Raw genomic sequence first — 25220 nt, forward strand, 5'->3', positions numbered from 1 at the left:
ACATGAAGAGGGGCGCACCCACCACAGGGTGCGCCCCTCACGCGCGCCGGCCGGACGTGCCCGCTAGCCCGCCAGGCAGGACGGTCCGAGAAGGACCTTCAGATCACCGAACAGGGCCGGGTCCGGCTTCACCCGGTGCCGGTCCAGGCGCAGCACCGTCGTCTTCGTCGGCCCCTGGAGCTTGATCCGCACCTCGCTGTCGCCCTTGTGGTGGGTGAGGATCTCGCCGAGCCTGCTGACCATCGGCGGGGTCACGCGGGTGGCCGGGATGGTGAGCACCACGGGCGCGTTGGTGCCGGCGTTGGACAGGTCGGGGACCATCAGCTCCATCGCGACCAGCCGCGGCACGTCCTCCCGCTTGTCGAGCCGGCCCTTGACGAACACCACGGCGTCCTCGACGAGTTGCGTCGAGACGAGCTGGTACGTCGCCGGGAAGAACATGCACTCGATGGAGCCCGCGAGGTCCTCCACGGTGGCGATCGCCCAGGCGTTGCCCTGCTTGGTCATCTTGCGCTGGAGGCCCGAGATGATGCCGCCGATGGTGACCACCGCGCCGTCGCCGAAGTCGCCGCCGGTGAGCTGGGAGATGCCCGCGTCGGCCTTGTCGGACAGCACGTGCTCCAGGCCGAACAGCGGGTGGTCGGAGACGTAGAGGCCGAGCATCTCGCGCTCCTGGGCGAGCAGGTAGGTCTTGTCCCACTCGTCGTCGGTGAAGGTGACGTCGAGGCCGAAGCCGGGCTCGCTGGTCTCCTCCTCGCCCATGCCGCCGAAGAGGTCGAACTGCCCCTCGGCCTCCTTGCGCTTGACCGCGACCACGTTGTCGATCATCGGCTCGTAGTGGGCGGTGAGGCTCTTGCGGGTGTGCCCCAGCTCGTCGAAGGCGCCGGCCTTGATCAGCGACTCCGTGGTGCGCTTGTTGCAGACGATCGCGTCGACCTTGTCGAGGTAGTCGGGGAAGGAGGTGTACTTCCCCTTGGCCTTGCGGCACTTGATGATCGACTCGACCACGTTGGTGCCGACGTTGCGCACGGCCTCCAGACCGAAGAGGATCACGTCGTCGCCCTGGGCGGCGAAGTTGTGCACCGACTCGTTGACGTTCGGCGGGAGCACCTTGATGCCCATGCGGCGGCACTCGTTGAGGTAGATCGCCGACTTGTCCTTGTCGTCCTTCACCGAGGTGAGCAGCGCGGCCATGTACTCGGCCGGGTAGTTCGCCTTGAGGTAGGCGGTCCAGTAGGACACCAGTCCGTACGCGGCGGAGTGCGCCTTGTTGAAGGCGTAGCCGGCGAACGGCACCAGCACGTCCCACAGGGCCTGGATGGCCTCGTCGCTGTAGCCGTTCTTGCGGGCGCCGGCCTGGAAGATGGTGAAGTTCTTCGCCAGTTCCTCGGGCTTCTTCTTGCCCATCACGCGACGGAGGATGTCGGCCTCGCCGAGCGAGTAGCCGGCGATGATCTGGGCAGCCTTCTGCACCTGCTCCTGGTAGACGATCAGGCCGTAGGTGACCGCGAGGACCTCTTCGAGCGGCTCCTCCAGCTCCTTGTGGATCGGGGTGATCTCCTGGAGCTTGTTCTTGCGCAGCGCGTAGTTGGTGTGCGAGTCCATGCCCATCGGGCCGGGACGGTAGAGCGCGGAGACGGCGGAGATGTCCTCGAAGTTGTCCGGCTTCATCAGCCGCAGCAGCGAGCGCATCGGTCCGCCGTCGAACTGGAAGACGCCGAGGGTGTCGCCGCGCTGGAGGAGTTCGAAGGTCTTCGGGTCGTCGAGCGGCAGGCTCAGCAGGTCCAGGTCGACGCCCTTGTTGGCCTTCACCATCTTGACGGCGTCGTCCATGATGGTCAGGTTGCGCAGGCCGAGGAAGTCCATCTTCAGCAGGCCCAGCGACTCGCACTGGGGGTAGTCCCACTGCGTGATGGTCACGCCGTCGGTGTGCCGCACCCAGATGGGGGCGTGGTCGACGATGGGCTCGCTGGACATGATCACGCCGGCGGCGTGCACGCCCATCTGCCGGACCAGGCCCTCGACGCCCTTGGCGGTGTCGATGACCTTCTTCACGTCCGGCTCGTTCTCGTACATCGACCGGATCTCGCCGGCCTCGCTGTAGCGGGGGTGCGAGGGGTCGGTGATGCCGTTCAGGTCGATGCCCTTGCCGAGGACGTCGGCGGGCATCGCCTTGGTGAGGCGGTCGCCCATCGCGTACGGGTAGCCCAGCACGCGCGCGGAGTCCTTGATGGCGTTCTTCGCCTTGATCTTGCCGTAGGTGCCGATCATGGCGACCTTGTCGGCGCCGTACTTCTCCGTCACGTACCGGATCACCTCGACGCGCCTGCGCTCGTCGAAGTCGATGTCGACGTCGGGCATGGAGACGCGCTCGGGGTTGAGGAACCGCTCGAAGATCAGTCCGTGCGGGATCGGGTCGAGGTCGGTGATGCCCATGGCGTAGGCGACGATCGAGCCGGCCGCCGAGCCACGGCCGGGACCGACCGCGATGCCGTTGTTCTTGGCCCACATGATGAAGTCGGCGACGACGAGGAAGTACCCCGGGAACCCCATCTGGATGATGACGTCCATCTCGTAGTCGGCCTGCTTCTGGCGGTCCTCGGGGATGCCGCCGGGGAAGCGGCGCTCCATGCCGCGGCGGACCTCCTCCTTGAACCAGCTGACCTCGGTGTACCCCTCCGGGATGTCGAACTTGGGCATCAGGTCGCGCTTGACGAACATGCCCGTGGTGTCGACCATCTCGGCGATCAGCCGGGTGTTGGCGCAGCCCTGCTGCCAGGCGTCCGAGGAGTCGATGGCGTACATCTCGTCGGTGGACTTGAGGTAGTAGCCGGTGCCGTCGAACTTGAAGCGGTCGGGGTCGGAGAGGTTCTTGCCGGTCTGGATGCACAGCAGCGCGTCGTGGGCGGTCGCCTCGTGCGCGTACGTGTAGTGCGAGTCGTTGGTGACCAGCGGGGGGATGCCGAGCTTCTTGCCGATCTCCAGGAGGCCGTCGCGGACCCGGTGCTCGATCTCGATGCCGTGGTCCATCAGCTCCAGGAAGTAGCGGTCCTTGCCGAAGATGTCCTGGTAGTCGGCGGCGGCCTTGAGGGCCTCGTCGAAGTGGCCGAGGCGCAGCCGGGTCTGCACCTCGCCGGAGGGGCAGCCGGTGGAGGCCACGATGCCCTCGGACCACTGGCTGATGGTCTCCTTGTCCATCCGGGGCCACTTCTGCAGCCAGCCCTCGGCGTACGCGTCGGAGGAGAGCCGGAAGAGGTTGTGCAGGCCGGTGTTGTTCACGGCCCACATCGTCTTGTGGGTGTAACCGCCGGAACCGGAGACGTCGTCCCGCTTCTGGTGCGGCTGGCCCCACTGGATCTTGCGCTTGTTGCGCCGGGACTCGGGCGCGACATACGCCTCGATCCCGATGATCGGGGTGACTCCGGCCTTCTGCGCGGAGTGGAAGAAGTCGTACGCCCCGTGCAGGTTGCCGTGGTCGGACATGGCGATGTGCGTCATGCCCATTTCGTTGCAGGCGTTGAACATGTCCTTCAGCCGCGCGGCACCGTCCAGCAGCGAGTACTGGGTGTGGACGTGCAGGTGCGTGAACGGCGGCTTCGACACGGTGCGGCCTCCAAGGAAAACAGCCTGTGACGAGCAGGCGGACGGAGTGGGGGACAGCGTCGAAGTCTATGCCCCGAGGCTGACACGCGGAGGCCGCCACGACGTACCTTCGAACGGGGCGCGGGCACTCCCGCGTCCCGCCGCACGTTGGACGGGGGACGGACCAGCCGTCCCGGAACATCCCGCACCTGGAGGCACACAGCGATGTCGGTACCGCAGCTCAACGACGAGCACCGCGGTGAGGAGATCCTCGCCGTCCTCGACACCGCCTTCGGCGAGCTCCTGGCCGCCGACCCGGCCGCGTTCCGGGTGAAGTTCCGCAAGATGGCGGCCTCGGCGTTCGCCTTCTACCGCGGGACGGCGTGCCTCTTCTACCACGATCTGACCGTGTCTGCCCAGTTCGGGGCGAAGCGGGGCGGCCCGTACCTGGACGACCGCACCTCGCGGGTGTGGATCCACGGTGATCTCCACGCGGAGAACTTCGGCACGTACATGGATTCGAACGGCCGCCTGGTCTTCAACGTCAACGACTTCGACGAGGCCTACGTCGGCCCCTTCACCTGGGACCTCAAGCGCCTCGCCGCCTCCGTGGCGCTGATCGGCTACGCGAAGGCGCTCAGCGACGAGCAGATCACCGAGCTGGTCACGATCTACGCGGCCGCCTACCGGGAGCGGATCCACGCGCTGGCCACCGGCGCGAAGAGCGACGAGGTGCCGCCGTTCACCCTGGACACCGCCCAGGGGCCGCTGCTCGACGCGCTGCGCGACGCCCGCTCGCTGACCCGGTTCGGGCTGCTGGACTCGATGACCGAGATCCGTGACTTCGAGCGCCGCTTCGCCTCCGGCGGCGGCGCGGTCGAGCTGGACGCCGCCACCCGTTACAAGGTGCTCGCGGCCTTCGACGGCTATCTGGAGACGCTGCCGGACGCCTCGCTGGCCCGTCCGGACTCCTACCGCGTGAAGGACGTCGTGGGCCGCCGCGGCATCGGCATCGGCTCGGCCGGGCTGCCGTCGTACAACATCCTCCTGGAGGGTCACAGCGACGCCCTGGAGAACGATGTGGTGATCTACATCAAGCAGGCCCAGACCCCGGCCGTCTCCCGGCACGTCACGGACCAGGCGATCAAGGACTACTTCCAGCACGAGGGGCACCGCACGGTGATCTCCCAGCGCGCCCTCCAGGCGCACGCCGACCCGTGGCTGGGCTGGACCGAGCTGGACGGCGCGGGGCAGCTCGTCGCCGAGGTCTCGCCGTACGCCGTGGACCTGGACTGGGGCGACATCGACGACCCGGAGGAGATCGCCCTGGTCGTCGCCGACCTCGGCCGGGCCACGGCGACGATGCACGCGGCCGCGGACGACACCTCCGGCGAGTCCCTGGTGCCGTTCTCCACCGAGCGCGCCATCGACGCGGCGATCGCCGCCGACGAGGACTCCCTGGTCCCCCTCCTGGTCGACTTCGCGCACGCCTACGGCGCCCGTGCGCGCGGCGACCACCAGATCTTCCTGGACCTGTTCCGCAACGGCCGGATCCCGGGCCTGTGACCCTCCGCACATCCACAGGAACCGTTTAGGGACTCTTTACCGGAGCACGTGACACACTCTTCACCGCCATGGACATATCCGGAACCCAGCTCAGAGCCGTCCGCGCGGCGCTGTTCACGGCAGTCGTCGTGACGCTCAGCGCCGCGTCGCACGTGCTGCTGTCCGGGGTCCCGCTGCCGCTGAACACGGTGGCCGCGATCGCCGCCGCCGTGTTCGGCCTGGCGTACGCCCTGGCGGGGCGGGAGCGTTCCTTCGGGCGGATCGCCGCCCTGCTGATCCCGCTGGAGCTGGCCGCCGACACCGTCTTCACCACCGGCCAGCACGTCTGCTACGGCCGGATGGGCGGGCCCGTCGCGGGCCCGCTGCGCTCCGTCGGCTTCGACGTGCTGTGCGGCGACGGCACCGGTGTGGGCGCACCGCTCGTCCGGGCCACCGGGCACGCCGCCGAGGGCGGCGACCGGCTGGCGGCCCTGATCGCCCAGGCCGACCCGGCGACCGCCTGGGCGCTGCTCGGCGCGCACATCGGGGTCGGTCTGTTCGCCGCCGCCTGGCTGCGCCGCGGCGAGCGGGCGCTGGCCCGGCTGCTGGGCGCGGTGGCGGCCACGACCTTCCGGCCGCTGCTGCTCGCGGTCGCCGCGGTGACCGTGCGCCGGGCCCCGGAGGCCCGTCGTCCGGCCCGCCCGGTCCGCCGTACCGCCACGGTCCGGACCCTGCTCCTGGCGCACTCCCTGGGACGGCGCGGACCGCCGTGCTCCGTCACCTTCGCCTGAGGCGGCCCCGCCTCCGGCGAACCCTCCGAGCACCAGCATCCCCCTTACGTATCCCGCACACGGCACGCCCGTGTGCGTCCCCCGTGGAGACATCATCATGAGCAAGCGGAACAGCCAGGCGGCGAAGTCGGCGGCCCGGGAGCGGCTGCGCGTGGAGCGCGAGCGCCAGGCGAAGAAGGCGAAGGTCAGGCGGCAGCTCATCGTCGCCGCCTCGGTGGTCGGCGTGCTGGCCGCGGCCGGCGGCATCGGCTACGCGGTCGTCCAGGCCAACCAGCCCGACTACTGGGAGTCCGCGAAGGACGCCAAGCTCGTCAAGCCGGCCAACACCAGCGGCAAGAACGGCACGACCGTCGTCATCGGCGAGTCCGGCGCGAAGAAGACCCTGGAGCTGTACGAGGACCCGCGCTGCCCGGTCTGCGCCTCCTTCGAGCAGACGGTCGGCAAGACCGTCGAGAAGGACGTCGAGGACGGCAAGTACAAGATCCGCTTCATAGGCGCCTCGTTCCTCGACCGCGGCCTGACCGGTGAGGGCTCCAAGAACGCCCTGAGCGCCCTGGGTGCCGCGCTGAACGTCGGCCCCGACGCGTTCCTCGCCTACAAGAGCGCGCTCTACTCGGCCGAGTACCACCCCGAGGAGACGGACGACAAGTTCGCGGACGACGCGTACCTGATCAAGGTCGCCAACACGGTCGACGCCCTGAAGAACAACAAGGAGTTCCAGGCGGACGTGAAGGACGGCACCTACGACAAGTGGGCGCTGGAGATGTCCGACGTGTTCGACAGCACCGAGGGCGTCCAGGGCACGCCGACGCTGATGATGGACGGCAAGAAGCTCACCGGCTCCGACGGGCAGAACGCGCCCATGACGGTGGACGAGTTCAACACGGCCGTCGACAAGGCGCTCAAGGCCTGACCCCCGGCCGACGGCACGCCGAAGAGCGGGCGAACTTTCGCGAGTTCGCCCGCTCTTGCGTGTACCTGTCAGTAACCTGATCGGCTGTGACCAGTCGACACAGATCATCCGAGAGCGCCGTCCCCGCCACCGCGGACACCGGCTTCCCGTCCCCGCGCCGTCGTACGGTCGTCAGGGCGGCCGCCGCCACCGCGGTGCTGGCCGGACCGCTCGCCGCCGCCCTCCCCGCGCGTGCCGCGACCGCGCAGGCGCCCGCCTTCCTGCACGGCGTCGCCTCCGGCGACCCGCTGCCCGACGGCGTCCTGCTGTGGACCCGGGTGACACCGGTTCCGGAGGCGATACCCGGCTCCGGACTCGGCCCGGACACTGAGGTGAGCTGGGCCGTCGCCCGGGACAGGGCGTTCACCGACGTCGTCGCGCGCGGTTCGACGCTCGCCACCGCCGCCTTTGACCACACCGTCAAGGCGGACGTCCGCGGCCTGCGTCCGGCCACCGACTACTGGTTCCGCTTCTCCGCCGGCGGCACCGACTCGCCCGTCGCCCGCACCCGTACCGCCCCGGCCGCCGACGCCGCCGTGACCGGGCTGCGCTTCGGCGTGGTCTCCTGCGCCAACTGGGAGGCCGGCCACTTCGCCGCATACCGCCACCTCGCGGCCCGCGGCGACCTGGACGCCTGGCTGCACCTGGGCGACTACATCTACGAGTACGGCACCGGCGAGTACAACGCCCGCGGCGAGACCGTACGGCCGCACGCCCCCGCCCACGAGATCGTCACCCTCGCCGACTACCGGCTCCGGCACGCCACGTACAAGACCGACCCGGACCTCCAGGCCCTGCACGCCGCGGCGCCGGTCGTCGCGATCTGGGACGACCACGAGTTCGCCAACGACACCTGGTCGGGCGGCGCCGAGAACCACACCGAGGGCACGGAGGGCACCTGGGCGGCCCGCCAGGCCGCCGCCAAGCAGGCCTACTTCGAGTGGATGCCGGTACGGCCCGCGCTCGCCGGCACCACCTACCGCCGGCTCCGCTTCGGCAAGCTCGCCGATCTGTCCCTGCTCGACCTGCGCTCCTTCCGCTCCGCGCAGGTCTCCCTGGGCGACGGCGAGGTCGACGACCCGGACCGCACGATCACCGGACGCGCCCAACTGGACTGGCTGAAGGCGGGGCTGACGGCGTCCGACACCACCTGGCGGCTGGTCGGCACCCCGGTGATGATCTCGCCGTTCTCCCTCGGCTCCCTCCCCGCGAGTCTCCTCAAGCCGCTCGCGAAGCTGCTGGGCCTGCCGCAGGAGGGGCTCGCCCTCAACACCGACCAGTGGGACGGCTACACCGACGACCGCCGTGAGATCCTCGCCCATCTGCGGGCGAACGCGATCCGCAACACGGTCTTCCTCACCGGTGACATCCACATGGCGTGGGCCAACGACGTGCCGGTGAACGCCGGCACCTATCCGCTGTCGGCGTCGGCCGCCACGGAGTTCGTGGTCACCTCGGTCACCTCCGACAACCTCGACGACATCGTGAAGGTCCCCGAGGGCACCGTCTCCGCGCTCGCCGCACCGCTGATCCGGGCGGCCAACCGGCACGTCCACTGGGTCGACACCGACCGGCACGGCTACGGCGTCCTGGACATCACCGCCGAGCGGGCGCAGATGGACTACTACGTGCTCTCCGACCGTACGGCGGCGGACGCCACGTCCGAGTGGGTCCGCTCCTACCGCACCCGCAGCGGCACACAGAAGGCCGAGCGCGTCCACGCCCCGGTGTGACGCCCTGCCCGGCTCAGCCCTCCAGCGAGTCGAGGAAGCCGAGCGCCACCCGCCAGGTGGCCTCGGCGGCCTCCTCGTCGTAGTCGGGGAGATCGGGGTCGGTGTAGAGGTGACCGGCGCCCGCGTACCGGTACACCTCGACGTCGGCGCCGGCCCGGCCCATCCGCAGGTACCAGGCGGTGAGCCAGTCGTCCGTCTCGAACGGGTCCGGCTCGGCGACGTGCAGCTGCACCGGCAGCTCGTCCGCCGAGGCGTTCTCCGCGATGTCCGACGTGCCGTGCAGGAGCAGCAGTCCGCGCGCCTTGTCGTCGCCGAGGGCCAGCGTCTGGGCGACGGAGGCGCCGAGGGAGAAGCCCGCGTACACCAGCCCCCGCTCGGAGTAGGGCGCGGCGGCCAGCACGGCCCGCTTCAGCAGCTCGTCCTTGCCGATCCCCTCCTTGTACGCCATGCCGTCCTCGACCGTGTCGAACGTGCTGCCTTCGAAGAGGTCGGGCGTCCACACCTCGTGTCCGGCCGCGCGCAGCCGGTCCGCGGCCCGGCGCACCGCGGGCCGCAGGCCGTAGGTCGAGTGAAAGAGCATGATGTTCATGGCGTCCATGGTGCCAGCCCGGTGTGACGGCGCCGGATCACCGCCCTACCCGCGATCGCGCGGAAGTCACATGTTCATGCCCGCGCGGGCCGGTTAGGTTCGGGGACATGGATGACGTGCTCCGCCCATTGATCGTGGTCGGCGGCTCGGTCGTGCTCACCCTGCTGCTCGGCTGGGCCACCGACCTGCTGCTGCGCAAGGCCGACGAACGCCACCCGGAGACTCCGCTGTGGGGTCTGCTGCGCCGCGGCCGGATCCCCTACCAGCTGCTGCTGTGCGCGGCCCTGCTGAGAGGGTCGTACGACCAGGTGGAGCTGTTGCGGGACCACGGGACCGTCATCGGCCGGACCCTGACCCTGGTGCTGATCGGGTCGGCCGCCTGGCTGGCGATCCGGATCGCGGCCGCGGTCGTCGAGACCACGTACACGCGGTACGCCAGCACCCACCGCGAGCGCGACCCGGCACGGGTCCGCCGGGTGCGCACCCAGGTGACGCTGATCCGGCGGGTGGTCTCGGCGATCGTCGGCGTGGTGGCGGTGGCCGCGATGCTGCTGACCTTCCCCGCGATGCGGGCGGCCGGGGCGTCGCTGCTGGCCTCGGCCGGAATCCTCGGCATCGTCGCCGGTGTGGCCGCCCAGTCCACGCTCGGCAACATGTTCGCCGGGCTGCAGATCGCCTTCGGCGACATGGTGCGCATCGGCGACACGGTGGTCGTGGACGGCGAGTGGGGCACGGTCGAGGAGATCACGCTGACCTTCCTGACCGTACGCACCTGGGACGAGCGCCGGATCACCATGCCGGTGTCGTACTTCACGTCCCAGCCGTTCGAGAACTGGTCGCGCGGGACGCCGCAGATGACGGGCACCGTCTTCTGGCACGTCGACCACTCGGCCCCGCTGGAGGCGATGCGCGACAAGCTCCGGGACATCCTGCGGGAGTGCCCGGCCTGGGACGGCCGCGCCTTCAACCTGAACGTGACCGACAGCACCCCCAGCACCATGGAGGTGCGCGCCCTGGTGACGGCCAAGGACGCCGACGACATCTGGACGGTACGGGTCACGGTCCGCGAGGAGATGATCCGCTGGCTGACCGCCGAGCACCCCTACGCGCTGCCCCGGGTCAACACGGCCGACGCGGTGCCGCCGCCCCGGACCGGCGGCCACCGCTCCCCCGACGGCGTACCGGCGGCCCGTCGCGCGCACCATCATCCGAGGGAGCGCTGACCCGCTCTCAGTGGCCGCGTTCGGCGCCGCCGTTGACCTGGACGATCTGCGAGGTGATGTGCGCGGCGGCCGGGGAGGCGAGCCAGTGCAGGGTCGCGGCGACGTCCCCGGGCGTTCCGGCGCGCCCGTCCAGGGTCTCCCCGACCAGCCGGGTACGCAGTTCCTCGTCGATGCCGTCGCCGAAGAAGGCGGTGTCCTCGATGTAGCCGGGGGCGACCACGTTCACGGTGATGCCGTGCGGGCCCAGTCTCCGGGCCAGGTCGTGGGCGTACGGGTGCAGCCCGGCCTTGGCCGCCGCGTACGCCACCTGTCCGTGGCCCCGGTAGGCGGCGATGGAGCTGATGAACAGCACGCGCCCGCCGGGTTCGGCGAGCCGGGCCCGCAGGGCCTCGGTGAGCAGGGCGGCGGTCAGCAGGTTGAGCCGGAAGTTGACCGTCCAGGAGCGGGCGACGGCGTCGAGCGGGTCGTCGCCGTCGGCCCGGGGTTCGAGGAGCCCGTTGCCCCCGGCGCTGTGGATCAGCACGTCCACCGCGCCGAACTCCCGTTGCACGAAGCCGGCGACACCGCGCACGGCCTCGGGGTCCGCGAGATCGGCGGCGTACGTCAGCGCGTCCGGCACCTTCGCCCGCTCCAGCACATCCCGGCGCCGGCCGAGCAGCAGCACCCGGTCCCCGTCGGCGGCGAACACCCGCGCGGCGGCGAGCCCGATCCCGGTACCGCCTCCACTGATCACAATATTCCGAGTCATAACGGCACTTTACGAACGAAAAGCCGCTGAAGGCGCTGAGCTCCCACGGGAAACGCCCGCTTCTCGACCGGCCGAAGCGGGCAGTGCGCCGGCCAAGACCCCTGAGGCGTCAGCGCAGGCTGCGCATGTCCAGATGCCGCAGCACCCGGTCCACCACCTCCGGATCCGCCCCCGCCTCGCTCCGCGCGGCCAGCACTTCGTGCCGGGCCGCGCTCAGCATCTCCCGCTGGATCCCCCGCACCCGCTTCAGCCGCCGCGCCCGCTGCCGGTGCGCCTCCCGCCGCTCGTCGTCCGCGAGGTCGGGGCTGATCCGCACCCCGATGTCGAAGGCGCTGCGCAGCATCTGCTCGGACAGCTCCTCCGGCAGGTCCTCGACCTCCTCGATCTCGCGCAGCCTCCGCTTCGCCGCCTTCGCCGCCCGGACCGCCAGGTCGTGCTCGAGCTGCTTCTCCCGCCCGGTGTCGGCCCGCACTCCCAGCCGCCCCACCAGCCACGGCAGGCTCAGCCCCTGCACCAGCAGGGTCGCCATGATCACGCTAAACGCGATGAAGACGATCTCGCCCCGGCCGGGGAAGTCGCCCCCGGCGTCGGTCTCCAGCGGAATCGCCAGCGCCAGCGCGACGGAGGCCACCCCGCGCATCCCGGACCACCACATCACCACGGTCTCGCGCCAGCTCACCGGGATCTCCTCGGCGGTGTCCCGCGCGGCGTGCAGCCGTTTCGTCAGCCAGGTCGCCGGCAGCAGCCACAGCAGCCGGACCAGGACGACCACGCCCACGATCACCGCCGCCCGGCCGAGCAGCTCGCCCCAGTGGCCGGACGCGGTCCGCACCGCGTTGTGCAGTTCGAGCCCGACCAGCCCGAACGCGACCCCGGTGACCAGGGTGTCGACGATGTCCCAGAAGGTGTGCCCGGCCAGCCGGGTCATGACGTCGTCGGCGTCGGTGGCGTACTCGACGAGGAACAGCGCGGTGGTGAGCACGGCGAGCACGCCCGAGCCGTGCAGCTCCTCGGCCGCGACGTAGGAGGCGTACGGCACGAGCAGGCTCAGCCCGATCTGCAGCGTCGCGTCCCCGAGGAGATCCATCAGCCTGTTGGCGCCCCAGCCCAGGGCGAGCCCGACCGCCACCGCCACCACGGCCGACAGCACCAGGTCGAGCCCGGCCTCCCAGGCGGAGAAGCTTCCGCTGACGGCGGCGGCGATCGCCACGTTGTAGAGGACGATCGCCGTGACGTCGTTGAAGAGCCCCTCGCCCTCCAGGATCGACACCAGCCGACGCGGCAGCCCCAGCTTCCCGGCGACGGCGGTGGCCGCGACCGGGTCGGGCGGCGCGACCAGCGCACCGAGGGCGAAGGCGGCGGCGAGCGGCAGTCCCGGCACGATCGCGTGGGCGACGGTGGCCACGCACAGCGTGGTGACGAGGACCAGCGCCACCGCGAGCAGCAGGATCGGTCTGACGTTCGCCGCGAACTGCCGCCAGGAGGTCCGCCGTACGGCGGCGTACAGCAGGGGCGGCAGCAGCAGCGGGAGAATCAGGTCGGGCGGGATGTCGACGTTCGGCACGAACTCCAGCAGGGCCAGGACCGCCCCGAGGACCGTCATCAGCACCGGCGCCGGCAGCCTCAGCCGCTCCCCGACCGGGACACTCACCACGGCCCCGAGCAGCAGGGCGAACAGCAGGGTCAACTGGTCCACGGTCACGGCTCCGGGCGGATCGGCGATCGGCGGGCGGATCTCCACCCTGCCACGCCGACGCCCCCGCCCGGCTGTTCGCGGCCCCGGCTACAGAACGCGCCGCATGGCCCGGTGCGGTATCCCCGCGTCCGGGAACTCGGGGCCGTAGGCCTCGTAGTCCAGCCGCTCGTAGAAACCGAGGGCGTGCGTCTGCGCGTGCAGGTCGACGGCGGTGAGGCCCCGGGCGCGGGCCGCCTCCTCGATGGCCCGCACCAGCGCCGCGCCGACGCCGAGGCCCCGCGCCCGGCGCGTCACCGCGAGCCGGCCCAGCGAGCCGACCGCCGGGTCGCCGCCGTTCTTCGCCGCGGCGGCCTCGCCGTACAGCAGCCGTCCGGTGCCGAGGGGGGTGCCGTCCTCGGCGACCGCCAGCACGTGGACGGCGCCGGCGTCGTAGGCGTCGTACTCGATGTCCTCGGGGACGCCCTGCTCGGCGACGAAGACCTCCTTGCGGACCGCGAAGCACGCCTCACGGTCGGCGGACTCCTCCGCCACGCGGACCATGAAGGCGGCGCTCATGCGTAGGTCTCCTCACGGACCTGGTCCAGCGCCTGCTGAAGGTCGTCGGGATAGTCGCAGGAGAACTCCACCCACTGCCCGTCGCCGGGGTGCTCGAAGCCCAGACGTACGGCGTGCAGCCACTGGCGGGTCAGGCGAAGCCGCTTGGCGAGCGTGGGGTCGGCGCCGTAGGTGAGGTCGCCGACGCAGGGGTGCCGGTGGGCGGCCATGTGGACGCGGATCTGGTGGGTGCGGCCGGTCTCCAGCTTGACGTCGAGGAGGGAGGCGGCGCGGAAGGCCTCGATGAGGTCGTAGTGCGTGACGGACGGCTTGCCGTCGGCGGTGACCGCCCACTTGTAGTCGTGCTGCGGGTGGCGGCCGATGGGGGCGTCGATGGTGCCGCTGGTGGGGTCGGGGTGGCCCTGGACGAGCGTGTGGTAGCGCTTGTCGACCGTGCGCTCCTTGAACTGGCGCTTCAGCGACGTGTACGCGTACTCCGACTTGGCGACCACCATCAGGCCGGAGGTGCCCACGTCGAGGCGGTGCACGATGCCCTGGCGCTCGGCGGCGCCGGAGGTCGAGATGCGGTACCCGGCGGCGGCGAGGCCGCCGATCACCGTCGGGCCGGTCCAGCCCGGCGAGGGGTGGGCGGCGACGCCGACGGGCTTGACGATCACGACCACGTCGTCGTCGTCGTGCACGATCTCCATGCCCTCGACCGGCTCGGCGACGACCTGGACCGGCGCGGGCGCCTGCGGCATCTCCACCTCCAGCCAGGCGCCGCCGCTGACCCGCTCCGACTTGCCGACCACCGACCCGTCGACCGTGACCTTCCCCGCGGCGGCGAGCTCGGCCGCCTTGGTGCGGGAGAAGCCGAACATGCGGGAGATGGCGGCGTCGACGCGCTCGCCCTCCAGGCCGTCGGGCACGGGCAGGGTACGGATCTCGGGAATCGTGCTCACCCGTCGAGTATGCCGGACGGGTCCGACAACCCCGCAGGCGCGTTCAGTCCTTGTGGACGGTGCCGTCCGGGTCGAGGCCACGGAACGACAGCAGCACGATCAGGATGCCGCCGCACACGATCGCCGAGTCCGCCAGGTTGAACACGGCGAAGTGCTTGGGCGCGATGAAGTCGACCACCGCGCCCTCGAAGACGCCCGGCGAACGGAAGATCCGGTCGGTGAGGTTGCCGAGGGCGCCGCCGAGCAGCAGGCCCAGCGCGATCGCCCAGGGCAGGCTGTAGAGCTTGCGGGCGAGGCGGACGATCACCACGATCACGGCCGCGGCGATCACCGTGAAGATCACGGTGAAGGCCTCGCCGAAGCCGAAGGCCGCGCCCGCGTTGCGGATCGCCTCGAAGCGCAGCCAGTCCCCGACGATCTCGATGGGCTCGTGGTGCTCCAGCTTGGCGACCACGATCATCTTGCTGATCAGATCGAGGGCATACGCGAACACGGCGACGGCGAACAGCACGGCGATCCGCCGCTTGCCGCGAGGCCGCTCGGCCTCCTCCGCCGCCGTCGCCCCGGTGCCGGCCCGTTCCTGGTCCTCCCGGTCCGCGTCCGGGGTGTCCGGCGTACCGATGATGCGCTCCGCCTCTGCCACGTGAGTCCCTCAGCCTAGGTACCTGACTAGAGGACGAGGGTACGGCACGCCCCGCGCGCCCGCCGATCAGTACCGCCGCTCCTGCTTCTGCTTGCACTCGACGCACAGGGTGGCCCGGGGAAAGGCCTGCATACGGGCCTTTCCGATGGGTTTGCCGCAGTTCTCGCAGAGGCCGTAGGTACCGGCGTCGAGGCGCTGGAGGGCGCGCTCGAACTGGGTGAGCATGTCGCGCGCGTTCGCGGCGAGCGCGAGTTCGTGCTCGCGCGTGATGTTCTTGGTGCCGGTGTCGGCGTCGTCGTCGCCCGCGCCGTCGCCGGAGTCCCGCATCAGGCCGGCCAGCGACTGCTCGGAGGCGGCGATCTCCTCGCGCAGCCTCAGCACCTCGGACGTCAGCTCGGCCCGCGCCTCCTCGACCTCTTCCGGAGTCCAGGGCTCCTCCCCCGGACGCACCGCGAGGTCGCCCGGCTCCACCACGCCGATCCGGGCCTTGGGTACGGGGCTCTTCGCCGCCGTGGCCGTGCCAGGAGTCTTCTTCGCACCCACCGTCGTCACTCCCGTCTGCGCCGCGGCATCCACCGCGCCCGCGTCATCGGCCGTGCTGCGCCCGGCCACATCCTGTACGGGCCCGCCGGGCCCGCTCTCCGGGAGGCCGGCCTCCCGGGGGCCCGCGGGAGCCGCCTCCCGGACGGCGCCCTTCCCCGGCACCTTCTTCCCCGCAGCGCCCCCACCAGGCACCACGGCCTCGGGGGCCGCCTTTCCGGCGGCCCGCTTCCCCGCCCCGTCCGGCTTCCTCACCGCGGCCTTCCCCTCGGGAGACGGTTTCTTCGCCGCGGCCTTCCCGGCGGACGCCCCCTCGACGGCCGGCTTCCTCGCCGCGGCCTTCCCGGCGGACGGCTTCCGCGTGGGGGTCCTTTTCGCGGGCGCCTTCCCCGCCGCGGCCTTCTTCGCGGGTGTCCCGGCGGGCGGCTCCGACGCCACCGGGACACCGTCGTGCGCCGTCCGCGCCGTCGCCGCGGCTCCGGCCGTCCCGCCCGCCCTTCCGGCCCCGCCGCCGGCAGTGGCCCCGGACCTGCCGGACGGTGCCGGCTGCTGTACGGCGGTCTTCTTCGCCACCATGGCCGCGGCCCCTTCACATATTGTGATCTTGCACGCGAATCGTGCTGGGACGATAAATCGACTCGAGTCCCGCGGCAACGGGGCGCACCGCCCGATTCCCTCGCCCCGCGGACGCCGCGCGGCGAACCTGCATGCGTTGTGCCCAGCTCCCCGCCGGGTATGCCACCGACATGGACGTCCCGGGATCCGGACGGGCGCGCTTCGCCATTCGAAGTACGCCGGGTCGTACGGCGAGCGGAAATCCGGTCGGCCGCCGCCCCCGCCGCGCCGTACACTGGGCGGAGCGAAAAGCGTGGATGGGGACGAGTAGCGGCGTACGCAGCCCAGAGCGACCCGGGGACGGTGTGAGCCCGGGGGCGAGCGCGACGTGAAGATCACCCCGGAGCCGCCGGAAGAAACCCCCGCGCGGGGCGGTAGAACCGGCATCGCGACCCCAATGAGGGGGCTCACCGGAGCGTACGGCGCACCGGGGGGCCAAGGAGGGTGGTACCGCGGGAGCGCGCCGACGGCGGCGTAAGGACACAGCTCTCGTCCCTCCGGACGGAAGGCAGCAAGTCCGCCGGAGGAAGCCCGCTGATGACAACGCCGACGTACCGCCAGGTACCCGCCCAGGTCGACCTGCCCGCGCTCGAGCACACGGTGCTCACGTTCTGGGACGAGCAGAAGATCTTCGCCAAGAGCCTGGAGCAGTCCGAGGGACGCCCCGAATGGGTGTTCTACGAGGGTCCGCCCACCGCCAACGGCATGCCCGGCGCCCACCACATCGAGGCCCGCGTCTTCAAGGACGTCTTCCCCCGCTTCCGCACCATGCGCGGCTACCACGTGGCCCGCAAGGCCGGCTGGGACTGCCACGGCCTCCCGGTGGAGCTGGCCGTCGAGAAGGAGCTCGGCTTCTCCGGCAAGCAGGACATCGAGGCGTACGGCATCGCCGAGTTCAACGCCAGGTGCCGCGAGTCGGTGACCCGGCACACCGACGCCTTCACCGAGCTGACGACCCGCATGGGCTACTGGGTCGACCTCGACGACGCCTACCGCACCATGGACCCGGAGTACGTCGAGTCCGTCTGGTGGTCGCTGAAGGAGATCTTCGGCAAGGGCCTGCTGGTCCAGGACCACCGCGTCGCCCCCTGGTGCCCCCGCTGCGGCACCGGCCTGTCCGACCACGAGCTGGCGCAGGGCTACGAGACGGTCGTCGACCCGTCCGTCTACGTCCGCTTCCCGCTCACCTCGGGACCGCTGGCCGGCGAGGCCGCGCTGGTCGTCTGGACGACGACCCCGTGGACCCTGGTCTCCAACACGGCCGTCGCCGCCCACCCCGAGGTCACCTACGTCGTCGCCACGAACGGTGAGGAGAAGCTGGTCGTCGCCGAGCCCCTGCTCACCAAGGCCCTCGGCGAGGGCTGGGAGGCCACCGGGCAGTCCTTCACCGGCGCCGAGATGGAGCGCTGGACCTACCGGCGCCCCTTCGAGCTGGTGGACTTCCCGGAGCCCGCCCACTACGTGGTGAACGCCGAGTACGTCACCACCGAGGACGGCACCGGCCTCGTCCACCAGTCCCCCGCCTTCGGTGAGGACGACCTCAAGGTCTGCCGCTCCTACGGCCTGCCCGTGGTCAACCCGGTCCGCCCCGACGGCACCTTCGAGGAGGACGTCCCGCTGGTCGGCGGCGTCTTCTTCAAGAAGGCCGACGAGAAGCTCACCGCCGACCTCGACGAGCGCGGCCTGCTCTTCAAGCACATCCCGTACGAGCACAGCTACCCGCACTGCTGGCGCTGCCACACCGCGCTGCTCTACTACGCGCAGCCGTCCTGGTACATCCGCACCACCGCCATCAAGGACCGGCTGCTCCAGGAGAACGAGAAGACCAACTGGTTCCCGGACACGGTCAAGAACGGCCGCTACGGCGACTGGCTGAACAACAACATCGACTGGGCGCTCTCCCGCAACCGCTACTGGGGCACCCCGCTGCCGATCTGGCGCTGCGAGGACGACCACCTCACGGTCGTCGGCTCCCGCGCGGAGCTCACCGAGCTGTCCGGCACCGACCAGTCGGGCCTCGACCCGCACCGCCCGTACATCGACGAGGTCACCTTCGGCTGCCGCCACGACGGCTGCGGGAAGACGGCCACGCGCGTGCCGGAGGTCATCGACGCCTGGTACGACTCGGGCTCGATGCCGTTCGCGCAGTGGGGCTACCCGTACAAGAACAAGGAGCTGTTCGAGGCCCGCTACCCGGCACAGTTCATCAGCGAGGCCACCGACCAGACCCGCGGCTGGTTCTACACGCTGATGGCGATCGGCACCCTGGTCTTCGACAAGTCGTCGTACGAGAACGTCGTCTGCCTCGGTCACATCCTCGCCGAGGACGGCCGCAAGATGTCCAAGCACCTGGGCAACATCCTGCAGCCGATCCCGTTGATGGAGCAGCACGGCGCCGACGCGGTCCGCTGGTTCATGGCGGCCGGCGGTTCGCCGTGGGCGGCCCGCCGGGTGGGCCACGGCACCATCCAGGAGGTCGTCCGCAAGACGCTGCTGACGTACTGGAACACGGTCGCCTTCCAGGCCCTGTACGCCCGTACGTCGAACTGGGCGCCGTCGGCGGCCGACCCGGCCCCGGCCGACCGCCCGGTCCTGGACCGCTGGCTGCTCTCCGAACTGCACGCGCTCACCGACCAGGTGACCCAGGCGCTGGAGGGGTACGACACCCAGCGCGCCGGCAAGCTGCTCTCCGCGTTCGTCGACGACCTGTCCAACTGGTACGTCCGCCGCTCCCGGCGCCGCTTCTGGCAGGGCGACAAGGCCGCGCTGCGCACGCTGCACGAGGTCGTGGAGACGGTCACCAAGCTGATGGCCCCGCTGACCCCGTTCATCACCGAGCGGGTCTGGCAGGACCTGATCGTCCCCGTCACCCCGGGCGCCCCGGAGTCGGTGCACCTGTCCGCGTGGCCGGAGGCGGACCTGTCCGCCATCGACCCCGGGCTGTCGAAGCAGATGGTGCTGGTGCGCCGGCTCGTGGAGCTGGGCCGGGCCACCCGCGCGGAGTCGGGCGTGAAGACCCGCCAGCCGCTGAAGCGCGCGCTGATCGCGGCGAGCGGCTTCGGCACCCTCGACCCCGAGCTGCACACGCAGATCACGGAGGAGCTGAACGTCGAGTCGCTGGCGTCGCTGTCCGAGGTGGGCGGCTCGCTGGTGGACACCACGGCGAAGGCCAACTTCCGTGCGCTGGGCAAGCGGTTCGGCAAGCGGGTCCAGGACGTGGCCAAGGCGGTCGCGAACGCGGACGCCGCCGCGCTCTCCCTGGCGCTGCGCGAGGGCACGGCCTCGGTGGAGGTCGACGGTGAGACGGTCGCCCTGGCCCCGGACGAGGTGATCATCACGGAGACCCCGCGCGAGGGCTGGTCGGTGGCGTCCGACGCCGGTGCCACGGTCGCCCTCGACCTGGAGATCACCGAGGAGCTGCGCCGCGCGGGGCTCGCGCGGGACGCGATCCGGCTGATCCAGGAGGCCCGCAAGAACAGCGGCCTCGACGTGGCCGACCGGATCGCCCTGCGCTGGACGGCGACGGAGCCGGCGACGGTCTCCGCGCTGGCGGAGCACGCGGGACTGATCGCGGACGAGGTCCTGGCGACGGACTTCGCGCAGGGTGAGGCGGACGACACGTACGGCACGCCGTTCACCGACGAGGGCCTGTCCCTGACGTTCCGCCTGCGCAAGGCGTGAAGCGCCGGTGAGCCCCGCGCCCCGAGGGGCGCGGGGAACCGCGCGATCGGCCACACACGATCCGCGGACGCCCGGCTGACCGCCCCCGCGGACGGTAAGGCGCGCACGCCGAAGGCCGGGGCCCACCAGGATGTCCGGTGGGTCCCGGCCTTCGGCGTTGCGTACGTCGGACATGGCACCCGGACCCGAACAAACACCGCACACCCACGTGAGCAAGCGCAGCGAAGGGGCGGGGCATCGGCTGGGTCATCGCCGGCTGCATCTGCTGCTGACCGCCGCCGTAGGAGGGACCACCCTGACCGCCGGGAGGGCCGCCCATCGTCTGGTTGCCGCCGTAGGACGGCGCACCGGCTCCGGCGGGAGCCATCGAGGGCGCCGGGGACGGCGGCAGCGACGGCGCGGAGCTCGCGGGCTGGCGCGGCGGGGCGAGCGAGTCGTCCGCCTGGGTCTCCAGCTGGCGCAGCTGCGACTCCAGGTAGGACTTCAGTCGCGTGCGGTACTCGCGCTCGAAGCCGCGCAGGTCCTCGACCTTGCGCTCCAGCGTGGCGCGGGCGGACTCCAGGGAGCCCATCGCGACGCGGTGCTTCTCCTGCGCGTCCCGCTCCAGGGCGTCGGCCTTGGCGCGGGCGTCCCGCTCGAGACCCTCGGCACGCGAACGCGCCTCGCCCACGATCTTGTTGGCCTCGGAACGGGCCTCCGCGATCGCCTGGTCCGCGGTCTGCTGGGCCAGCGACAGGACGCGCGCGGCGCTGTCGCCACCGGGACCGCCCTGACCGGGCATACCCGGGCCGCCCTGACCGGGCATACCGGGACCGCCCATGGGGCCGCCCATCGGGCCACCAGGACCCATCTGCCCCTGCATCGGGCCGCCCTGGCCCATCGGACCGGGGCCCTGGCCCATGGGGCCCTGACCCATCGGACCGGGACCCTGGCCCATCGGCCCGGGACCCTGACCCATGGGGCCGGGACCCTGCGGGCCGCCCTGTCCGCCGGGGCCGGCGGGCAGCTGAGGAGCACCGCTCGGCAGCTGGGGCGGGCCACCCATGGGGCCACCCATCTGCTGCTGCGGCGGGCCCGATATGCCGGCGGGCACCGGAGCGCCGGGACCTCGCATGCCCTGCTGGGGCATGCCCTGGGGCGGCCCCTGCTGTTGCTGCTGGTCCTGTGGCTCAGGAGGCTTGCGCATGTTCTGCTGGTTCTGGGCAGCGGCACGCGTGGCCGCGGCCAGCTTGGCGCGCAGGTCCTCGTTCTCGCGGAGCAGGCGCGTCAGTTCGGCTTCGACCTCGTCGAGGAAGGCATCGACCTCGTCCTCGTCATAGCCTTCTCGGAGGCGGACGGTCGTGAACTGTTTGTTCCGCACGTCCTCGGGGGTCAACGGCATCTCTTCACCTCAACGTAGTCATCGGCAGTCGGCAAGACCGTATCGTCCATCCTCATCACACAAACCTCTGTGCGACGGAGATGAGGATCCAGACGATGATCATCAGGACGAAGAAGGACAGGTCTAGCGCCACGCCCCCGAGACGCAGCGGCGGGATGAACCGCCGCAGAAGCTTCAGCGGTGGATCGGTGACAGTGTAAGTGGCCTCCAGGACGACCACCATCGCCTTGCCGGGTTGCCATGAGCGGGCGAACTGGAACACGTAATCCATGACCAAACGGAAGATCAGCACGATGAGGAACACCATCAGCGCGATGTAGATCACCTGCGCGAACACGCTCATGGCCTGCTTTTCCCTCTCCCCATGTACCGCTCTTCGTCCGGTCCTGCGTCTCAGCTCTGGTTGAAGAACCCGCCCTCTGCGATGCGGGCCTTGTCCTCCGCCGTGACATCGACGTTAGCAGGCGACAACAAGAACACCTTCTGCGTCACCCGCTCGATGCTGCCGTGAAGACCAAACACCAGACCGGCCGCGAAGTCGACAAGTCGCTTCGCGTCCGTGTCGTCCATCTCGGTCAAGTTCATGATCACCGGCGTGCCCTCACGGAAGTGTTCCCCGATGGTACGGGCCTCGTTGTAGGTCCGGGGGTGAAGCGTGGTGATCCGGTAAGGCTCTCGTTCGGACACGACCTTGGGCATGATCACCGGCGCGTTCTTCTCCAGGCTGGCACGTTCTTGTGTGATGGATGCCACGGACGCGATCCGCGCCGGGCGTGGCGATTCCGCGGGGAGCGAAGCGGATCGGGCGATCGGTTCGCGCGGCGCGGGAGGATGGGCGACTCGCACCTCTTCGTCCCTTTGGGGCTGATGTGAGACGTGGGGCTGGTGCGACGGCTCGTGCCGCCGGTGGTCCCGCTCGGGCTCCGGGTCGAGTTCGGGCTCGAAGTCGTCGTCTGGGTCGAATCCGCGGCCGTCGTACCCATCGTCCTCCACGAGGCCGAGGTAGACCGCCATCTTGCGCATCGCGCCGGCCATGCTCCTAGTCCTCCGCTCTGTGGTGGATCCGCTGACGACCGCCAAGTGCCCGCGATCCACTGGGTCTTTACGTCCGCTGTTCGGCGGAACTGACCATATTTTCTGCTGTGGTCCGACTTCTTGGCGACGTTACCCGAGCGCGGGGCGGACTCCGAGTACCGCACTGCCGACGCGCACATGTGTCGCTCCGGCGGCCACGGCCTGTTCGAGGTCCGCACTCATCCCTGCCGAGACCATGTTCGCAGCCGGATGGTCCCTGCGCAGGTCGGTCGACAAATCCATCAACCGCTCGAAGGCCGCCCGTTCGCGTCCCGCGTACTCCCCGGCGAGCGGGGCGACGGTCATCAGTCCGCCGAGCCGCAGCCCCTCGGACCGCGCGACCAGGTCGGCCAACTCCGCGACACCGGCGGGCGCCACACCCCCGCGCTCCCCCCGGCCGCTCGCGTCGGCGTCGAGCGCCACCTGGATCAGACAGCCGATCTCCCGGCCGGCCCGTACGGCCTCTTTGGAGAGGGCCGTCACCAACCGGGAACGGTCGACGGACTGCACGAAATCGGCGTAACCCACCACGGAACGCACCTTGTTGGTCTGAAGCTGACCGACGAAATGCCAGCTGAGGGGCAGATCCGCACACGCGGCCGCCTTGGGGGCGGCGTCCTGGTCCCGGTTCTCGGCCACATGACGCACCCCGAGTCCGGACAGGATCCGCACATCGTCCGCGGGGTAGGTCTTGGTGACCACGATCAGGGTCACCTCGTCCCGCCCGCGTCCGGCGGCGGCGCACGCGGCGGCGATCCGCTCTTCCACTTTCGCCAGGTTCGCGGCGAGTTCGTCCCTACGGTCCGTCATGTCCCATCAGTCCAGCCACACATAGCCGGCGAGCCGCCCGGTGGTGCGGTCGCGGCGGTACGAGAAGTGATCAGCCGACTCCAGCGTGCACACCGGCGACTGCTCCCGGTCACGCACCCCGAGCCGTTCGAGCTGCGCGTGCACGCCCGCGGCCACGTCGACCGCCGGTATGCCCCAGCTCGTGACGGCGTGCGCCGCCGGTTCGACGGCGGCCACCTCGGCGCGCATCGCCTCCGGCACCTCGTAGCACCGGCCGCAGACGGCGGGGCCGGTGCGGGCGACGATCCGCGCGGGGTCGGCACCGAGTTCCGTCATGGCCCGTACGGCGGCGGGGACGATCCCGGCGGTCATGCCGGGCCGGCCCGCGTGGGCCGCTGCGACGACGCCGGCGACCGGGTCGGCCAGCAGGACCGGTACGCAGTCGGCGGTGAGCACCGCGAGGGCGAGCCCGCGCCGCACGGTGACGATCGCGTCGACCTCGGGGACCGGGCGCTCGCCCCAGGGACCGTCGACCACGGCCGCATCGGCCCCGTGCACCTGGTTCATCCAGACCACCCGGGCCGGGTCCACGCCGAGCGACTTGGCGGCCAGTTCGCGGTTGACACGCACGGCCGCGGGGTCGTCACCGACCGCACCGCCGAGGTTGAGCTCCTCATACGGAGCGGCGCTCACCCCGCCCCACCGGTCGGTGAAGGCGAAGTGCGCGCCGCTCACGCTCTCGCGCCGTCCTATCACTTCAGGAAGTCCGGTACGTCCAGTTCCTCGACCGGGCTGTCGTAGGTCCGCGACGGCGGGACCGGCGGCTGGACGGCCGGGATGTCGCGCACCGGCTCCGGCGCCGGCGGCTCCGGGTCCTCCTTCGGCGTGACGCTGCCGAGCGAGCCGAAGGACGGACGGCTCTCCGGCTGCCGCGCCGGGGCGGGCTCCTCGCGCTTGGCCGAGGACGAGCCGAGGACGTTGTCCCGCTTGGCGGGCGGCTGGCCGCCGTCGAAGCCGGCCGCGATCACGGTGACCCGGACCTCGTCGCCGAGGGCGTCGTCGATCACCGCACCGAAGATGATGTTGGCCTCGGGGTGGGCGGCCTCGCTGACCAGCTGGGCGGCCTCGTTGATCTCGAACAGACCGAGGTCGGAGCCGCCGGAGATGGAGAGCAGCACGCCGCGGGCGCCGTCGATGGAGGCTTCGAGCAGCGGCGAGGAGATGGCCATCTCGGCGGCGGCCACCGCGCGGTCGTCGCCGCGGGCCGAGCCGATGCCCATGAGGGCCGAACCGGCCTCGGACATGACCGACTTGACGTCCGCGAAGTCCAGGTTGATCAGGCCGGGCGTGGTGATGAGGTCGGTGATGCCCTGGACACCGGAGAGCAGCACCTGGTCCGCCGACTTGAAGGCGTCGAGGACCGACACCTGACGGTCCGAGATGGACAGCAGCCGGTCGTTCGGGATCACGATGAGGGTGTCGACCTCTTCGCGGAGCTCGGCGATGCCGTCCTCCGCCTGGTTCGCACGGCGCCGCCCCTCGAAGGTGAACGGGCGGGTGACCACGCCGATGGTGAGGGCACCGAGCGAGCGGGCGATGTTGGCCACGACGGGCGCGCCGCCGGTGCCGGTGCCGCCGCCCTCGCCGGCCGTCACGAAGACCATGTCGGCCCCCTTGAGGACCTCCTCGATCTCCTCGCGGTGATCCTCCGCGGCCTTGCGGCCGACGGCCGGGTTGGCTCCGGCGCCGAGTCCGCGGGTGAGTTCACGGCCGACGTCGAGCTTGACGTCGGCGTCGCTCATCAACAGGGCTTGCGCGTCGGTGTTGATGGCGATGAACTCGACGCCCTTGAGACCGACCTCGATCATCCGGTTGATGGCATTGACACCACCGCCGCCGACACCGATGACTTTGATGACTGCGAGGTAGTTCTGCGGTGCTGCCACGTCGAAGGCCTCTCGCCTCGAGTTACGTGTCGCCCGACCGCTGAAGCACTGATGCCCCCGCGACCCGACGACTGATGCCGAATGGGACGGTCCGTAGCGCCGACCCGAACCCTAACGTTGAAGTTTAGGGTTACCAGTGTGTCCGTTCCCTGGAGTCTTCTGAACAGGACACTAAGTCGACAAGCGGCGCCCGTTC

Annotated in this window: 19 protein-coding genes and 1 pseudogene; 6 read left to right on the top strand and 14 right to left on the bottom strand. The window is 70.9% G+C overall.

Annotation, left to right across the window (positions count from 1 at the left end; translation table 11 throughout):
* Positions 1-63: 63 nt before the first annotated feature.
* Entirely contained in the window at positions 64-3603 is a 3540-nt protein-coding gene (dnaE, locus tag IH50_RS0108340) for a DNA polymerase III subunit alpha (protein WP_030858916.1), read from the bottom strand.
* A gap of 204 nt (positions 3604-3807) precedes the next feature.
* On the opposite strand from dnaE, the gene IH50_RS0108345 reads away from it, so the two are divergent.
* The 4 genes from IH50_RS0108345 (at position 3808) to IH50_RS0108360 (ending at position 8603) form a co-directional block, all read left to right on the top strand.
* A complete protein-coding gene (locus tag IH50_RS0108345; protein WP_030858918.1) occupies positions 3808-5148 on the top strand; it encodes a DUF2252 domain-containing protein in 1341 nt (446 codons plus the stop codon).
* A 68-nt stretch (positions 5149-5216) separates the two neighbouring features.
* Positions 5217-5918, top strand: coding sequence for a hypothetical protein (locus tag IH50_RS0108350; RefSeq protein WP_030858920.1), 702 nt, complete (start codon positions 5217-5219; stop codon positions 5916-5918).
* A 97-nt stretch (positions 5919-6015) separates the two neighbouring features.
* Complete coding sequence (locus tag IH50_RS0108355) at positions 6016-6831, top strand: DsbA family protein (protein WP_030858922.1); 816 nt, start codon at positions 6016-6018, stop codon at positions 6829-6831.
* An 86-nt stretch (positions 6832-6917) separates the two neighbouring features.
* The gene (locus IH50_RS0108360) at positions 6918-8603 is read left to right on the top strand and encodes an alkaline phosphatase D family protein (protein WP_030858924.1); all 1686 of its coding nucleotides are present in this window, start codon (positions 6918-6920) and stop codon (positions 8601-8603) included.
* 13 nt (positions 8604-8616) lie between these two features.
* Here the strand turns inward: IH50_RS0108360 and IH50_RS0108365 are convergent, their stop codons facing one another.
* Positions 8617-9192 (bottom strand): dienelactone hydrolase family protein, encoded by a 576-nt coding sequence (locus tag IH50_RS0108365; RefSeq protein WP_030858926.1) that lies wholly within the window; start codon positions 9190-9192, stop codon positions 8617-8619.
* 107 nt (positions 9193-9299) lie between these two features.
* Here IH50_RS0108365 and IH50_RS0108370 point away from each other — a divergent pair, with 107 nt between their 5' ends.
* Positions 9300-10415 carry a mechanosensitive ion channel family protein gene (locus tag IH50_RS0108370; protein ID WP_030858928.1) on the top strand — a complete coding sequence of 372 codons (1116 nt, stop codon included), beginning with the start codon at positions 9300-9302 and terminating at the stop codon, positions 10413-10415.
* Positions 10416-10422: 7 nt separating this feature from the next.
* Here the strand turns inward: IH50_RS0108370 and IH50_RS0108375 are convergent, their stop codons facing one another.
* From IH50_RS0108375 to IH50_RS0108400, 6 genes are all read right to left on the bottom strand, one after another.
* Positions 10423-11163: an SDR family NAD(P)-dependent oxidoreductase gene (locus IH50_RS0108375; RefSeq protein ID WP_030858930.1), complete on the bottom strand. Its 741-nt coding sequence runs from the start codon at positions 11161-11163 to the stop codon at positions 10423-10425.
* Positions 11164-11272: 109 nt separating this feature from the next.
* Positions 11273-12859, bottom strand: coding sequence for a Na+/H+ antiporter (locus tag IH50_RS0108380; RefSeq protein WP_030858931.1), 1587 nt, complete (start codon positions 12857-12859; stop codon positions 11273-11275).
* 87 nt (positions 12860-12946) lie between these two features.
* Positions 12947-13414, bottom strand: coding sequence for a GNAT family N-acetyltransferase (locus IH50_RS0108385; protein ID WP_030858933.1), 468 nt, complete (start codon positions 13412-13414; stop codon positions 12947-12949).
* On the bottom strand, positions 13411-14355 hold the full coding sequence (locus IH50_RS0108390; protein ID WP_030858936.1) for an RluA family pseudouridine synthase: 945 nt from the start codon (positions 14353-14355) through the stop codon (positions 13411-13413). Before IH50_RS0108390 ends, IH50_RS0108385 begins: the two co-directional genes overlap by 4 nt.
* 43 nt (positions 14356-14398) lie before the next feature.
* Positions 14399-14998 carry a signal peptidase II gene (gene lspA, locus IH50_RS0108395; RefSeq protein WP_030858938.1) on the bottom strand — a complete coding sequence of 200 codons (600 nt, stop codon included), beginning with the start codon at positions 14996-14998 and terminating at the stop codon, positions 14399-14401.
* A 66-nt stretch (positions 14999-15064) separates the two neighbouring features.
* Positions 15065-16114, bottom strand: coding sequence for a TraR/DksA family transcriptional regulator (locus tag IH50_RS0108400; protein ID WP_030858940.1), 1050 nt, complete (start codon positions 16112-16114; stop codon positions 15065-15067).
* A gap of 576 nt (positions 16115-16690) precedes the next feature.
* Between IH50_RS0108400 and ileS the strand changes: the two genes are divergently transcribed.
* Positions 16691-19834: an isoleucine--tRNA ligase gene (gene ileS, locus IH50_RS0108405; RefSeq protein WP_030858942.1), complete on the top strand. Its 3144-nt coding sequence runs from the start codon at positions 16691-16693 to the stop codon at positions 19832-19834.
* Between the two features lie 235 nt (positions 19835-20069).
* On the opposite strand, the pseudogene IH50_RS39485 reads toward ileS, so the two are convergent.
* The 6 genes and pseudogenes from IH50_RS39485 to ftsZ form a co-directional block, all read right to left on the bottom strand.
* A pseudogene (locus tag IH50_RS39485) lies at positions 20070-21215 on the bottom strand (DivIVA domain-containing protein); the annotation flags it as partial.
* Between the two features lie 55 nt (positions 21216-21270).
* Positions 21271-21558 (bottom strand): YggT family protein, encoded by a 288-nt coding sequence (locus IH50_RS0108420; protein WP_019521941.1) that lies wholly within the window; start codon positions 21556-21558, stop codon positions 21271-21273.
* A 50-nt stretch (positions 21559-21608) separates the two neighbouring features.
* Positions 21609-22250, bottom strand: a complete 642-nt coding sequence (locus IH50_RS0108425) for a cell division protein SepF (protein ID WP_030858948.1) — start codon at positions 22248-22250, stop codon at positions 21609-21611.
* 129 nt (positions 22251-22379) lie between these two features.
* Positions 22380-23099, bottom strand: coding sequence for a YggS family pyridoxal phosphate-dependent enzyme (locus tag IH50_RS0108430; RefSeq protein ID WP_030858950.1), 720 nt, complete (start codon positions 23097-23099; stop codon positions 22380-22382).
* Positions 23100-23105: 6 nt separating this feature from the next.
* Positions 23106-23834 carry a peptidoglycan editing factor PgeF gene (pgeF, locus tag IH50_RS0108435; RefSeq protein ID WP_030858952.1) on the bottom strand — a complete coding sequence of 243 codons (729 nt, stop codon included), beginning with the start codon at positions 23832-23834 and terminating at the stop codon, positions 23106-23108.
* Positions 23831-25024 (bottom strand): cell division protein FtsZ, encoded by a 1194-nt coding sequence (ftsZ, locus tag IH50_RS0108440; RefSeq protein ID WP_030858954.1) that lies wholly within the window; start codon positions 25022-25024, stop codon positions 23831-23833. Before ftsZ ends, pgeF begins: the two co-directional genes overlap by 4 nt.
* Positions 25025-25220 lie beyond the last annotated feature (196 nt).

Origin of the sequence: Streptomyces sp. NRRL S-37 (assembly GCF_000721605.1) — a bacterium.
Lineage (GTDB): Bacteria > Actinomycetota > Actinomycetes > Streptomycetales > Streptomycetaceae > Streptomyces.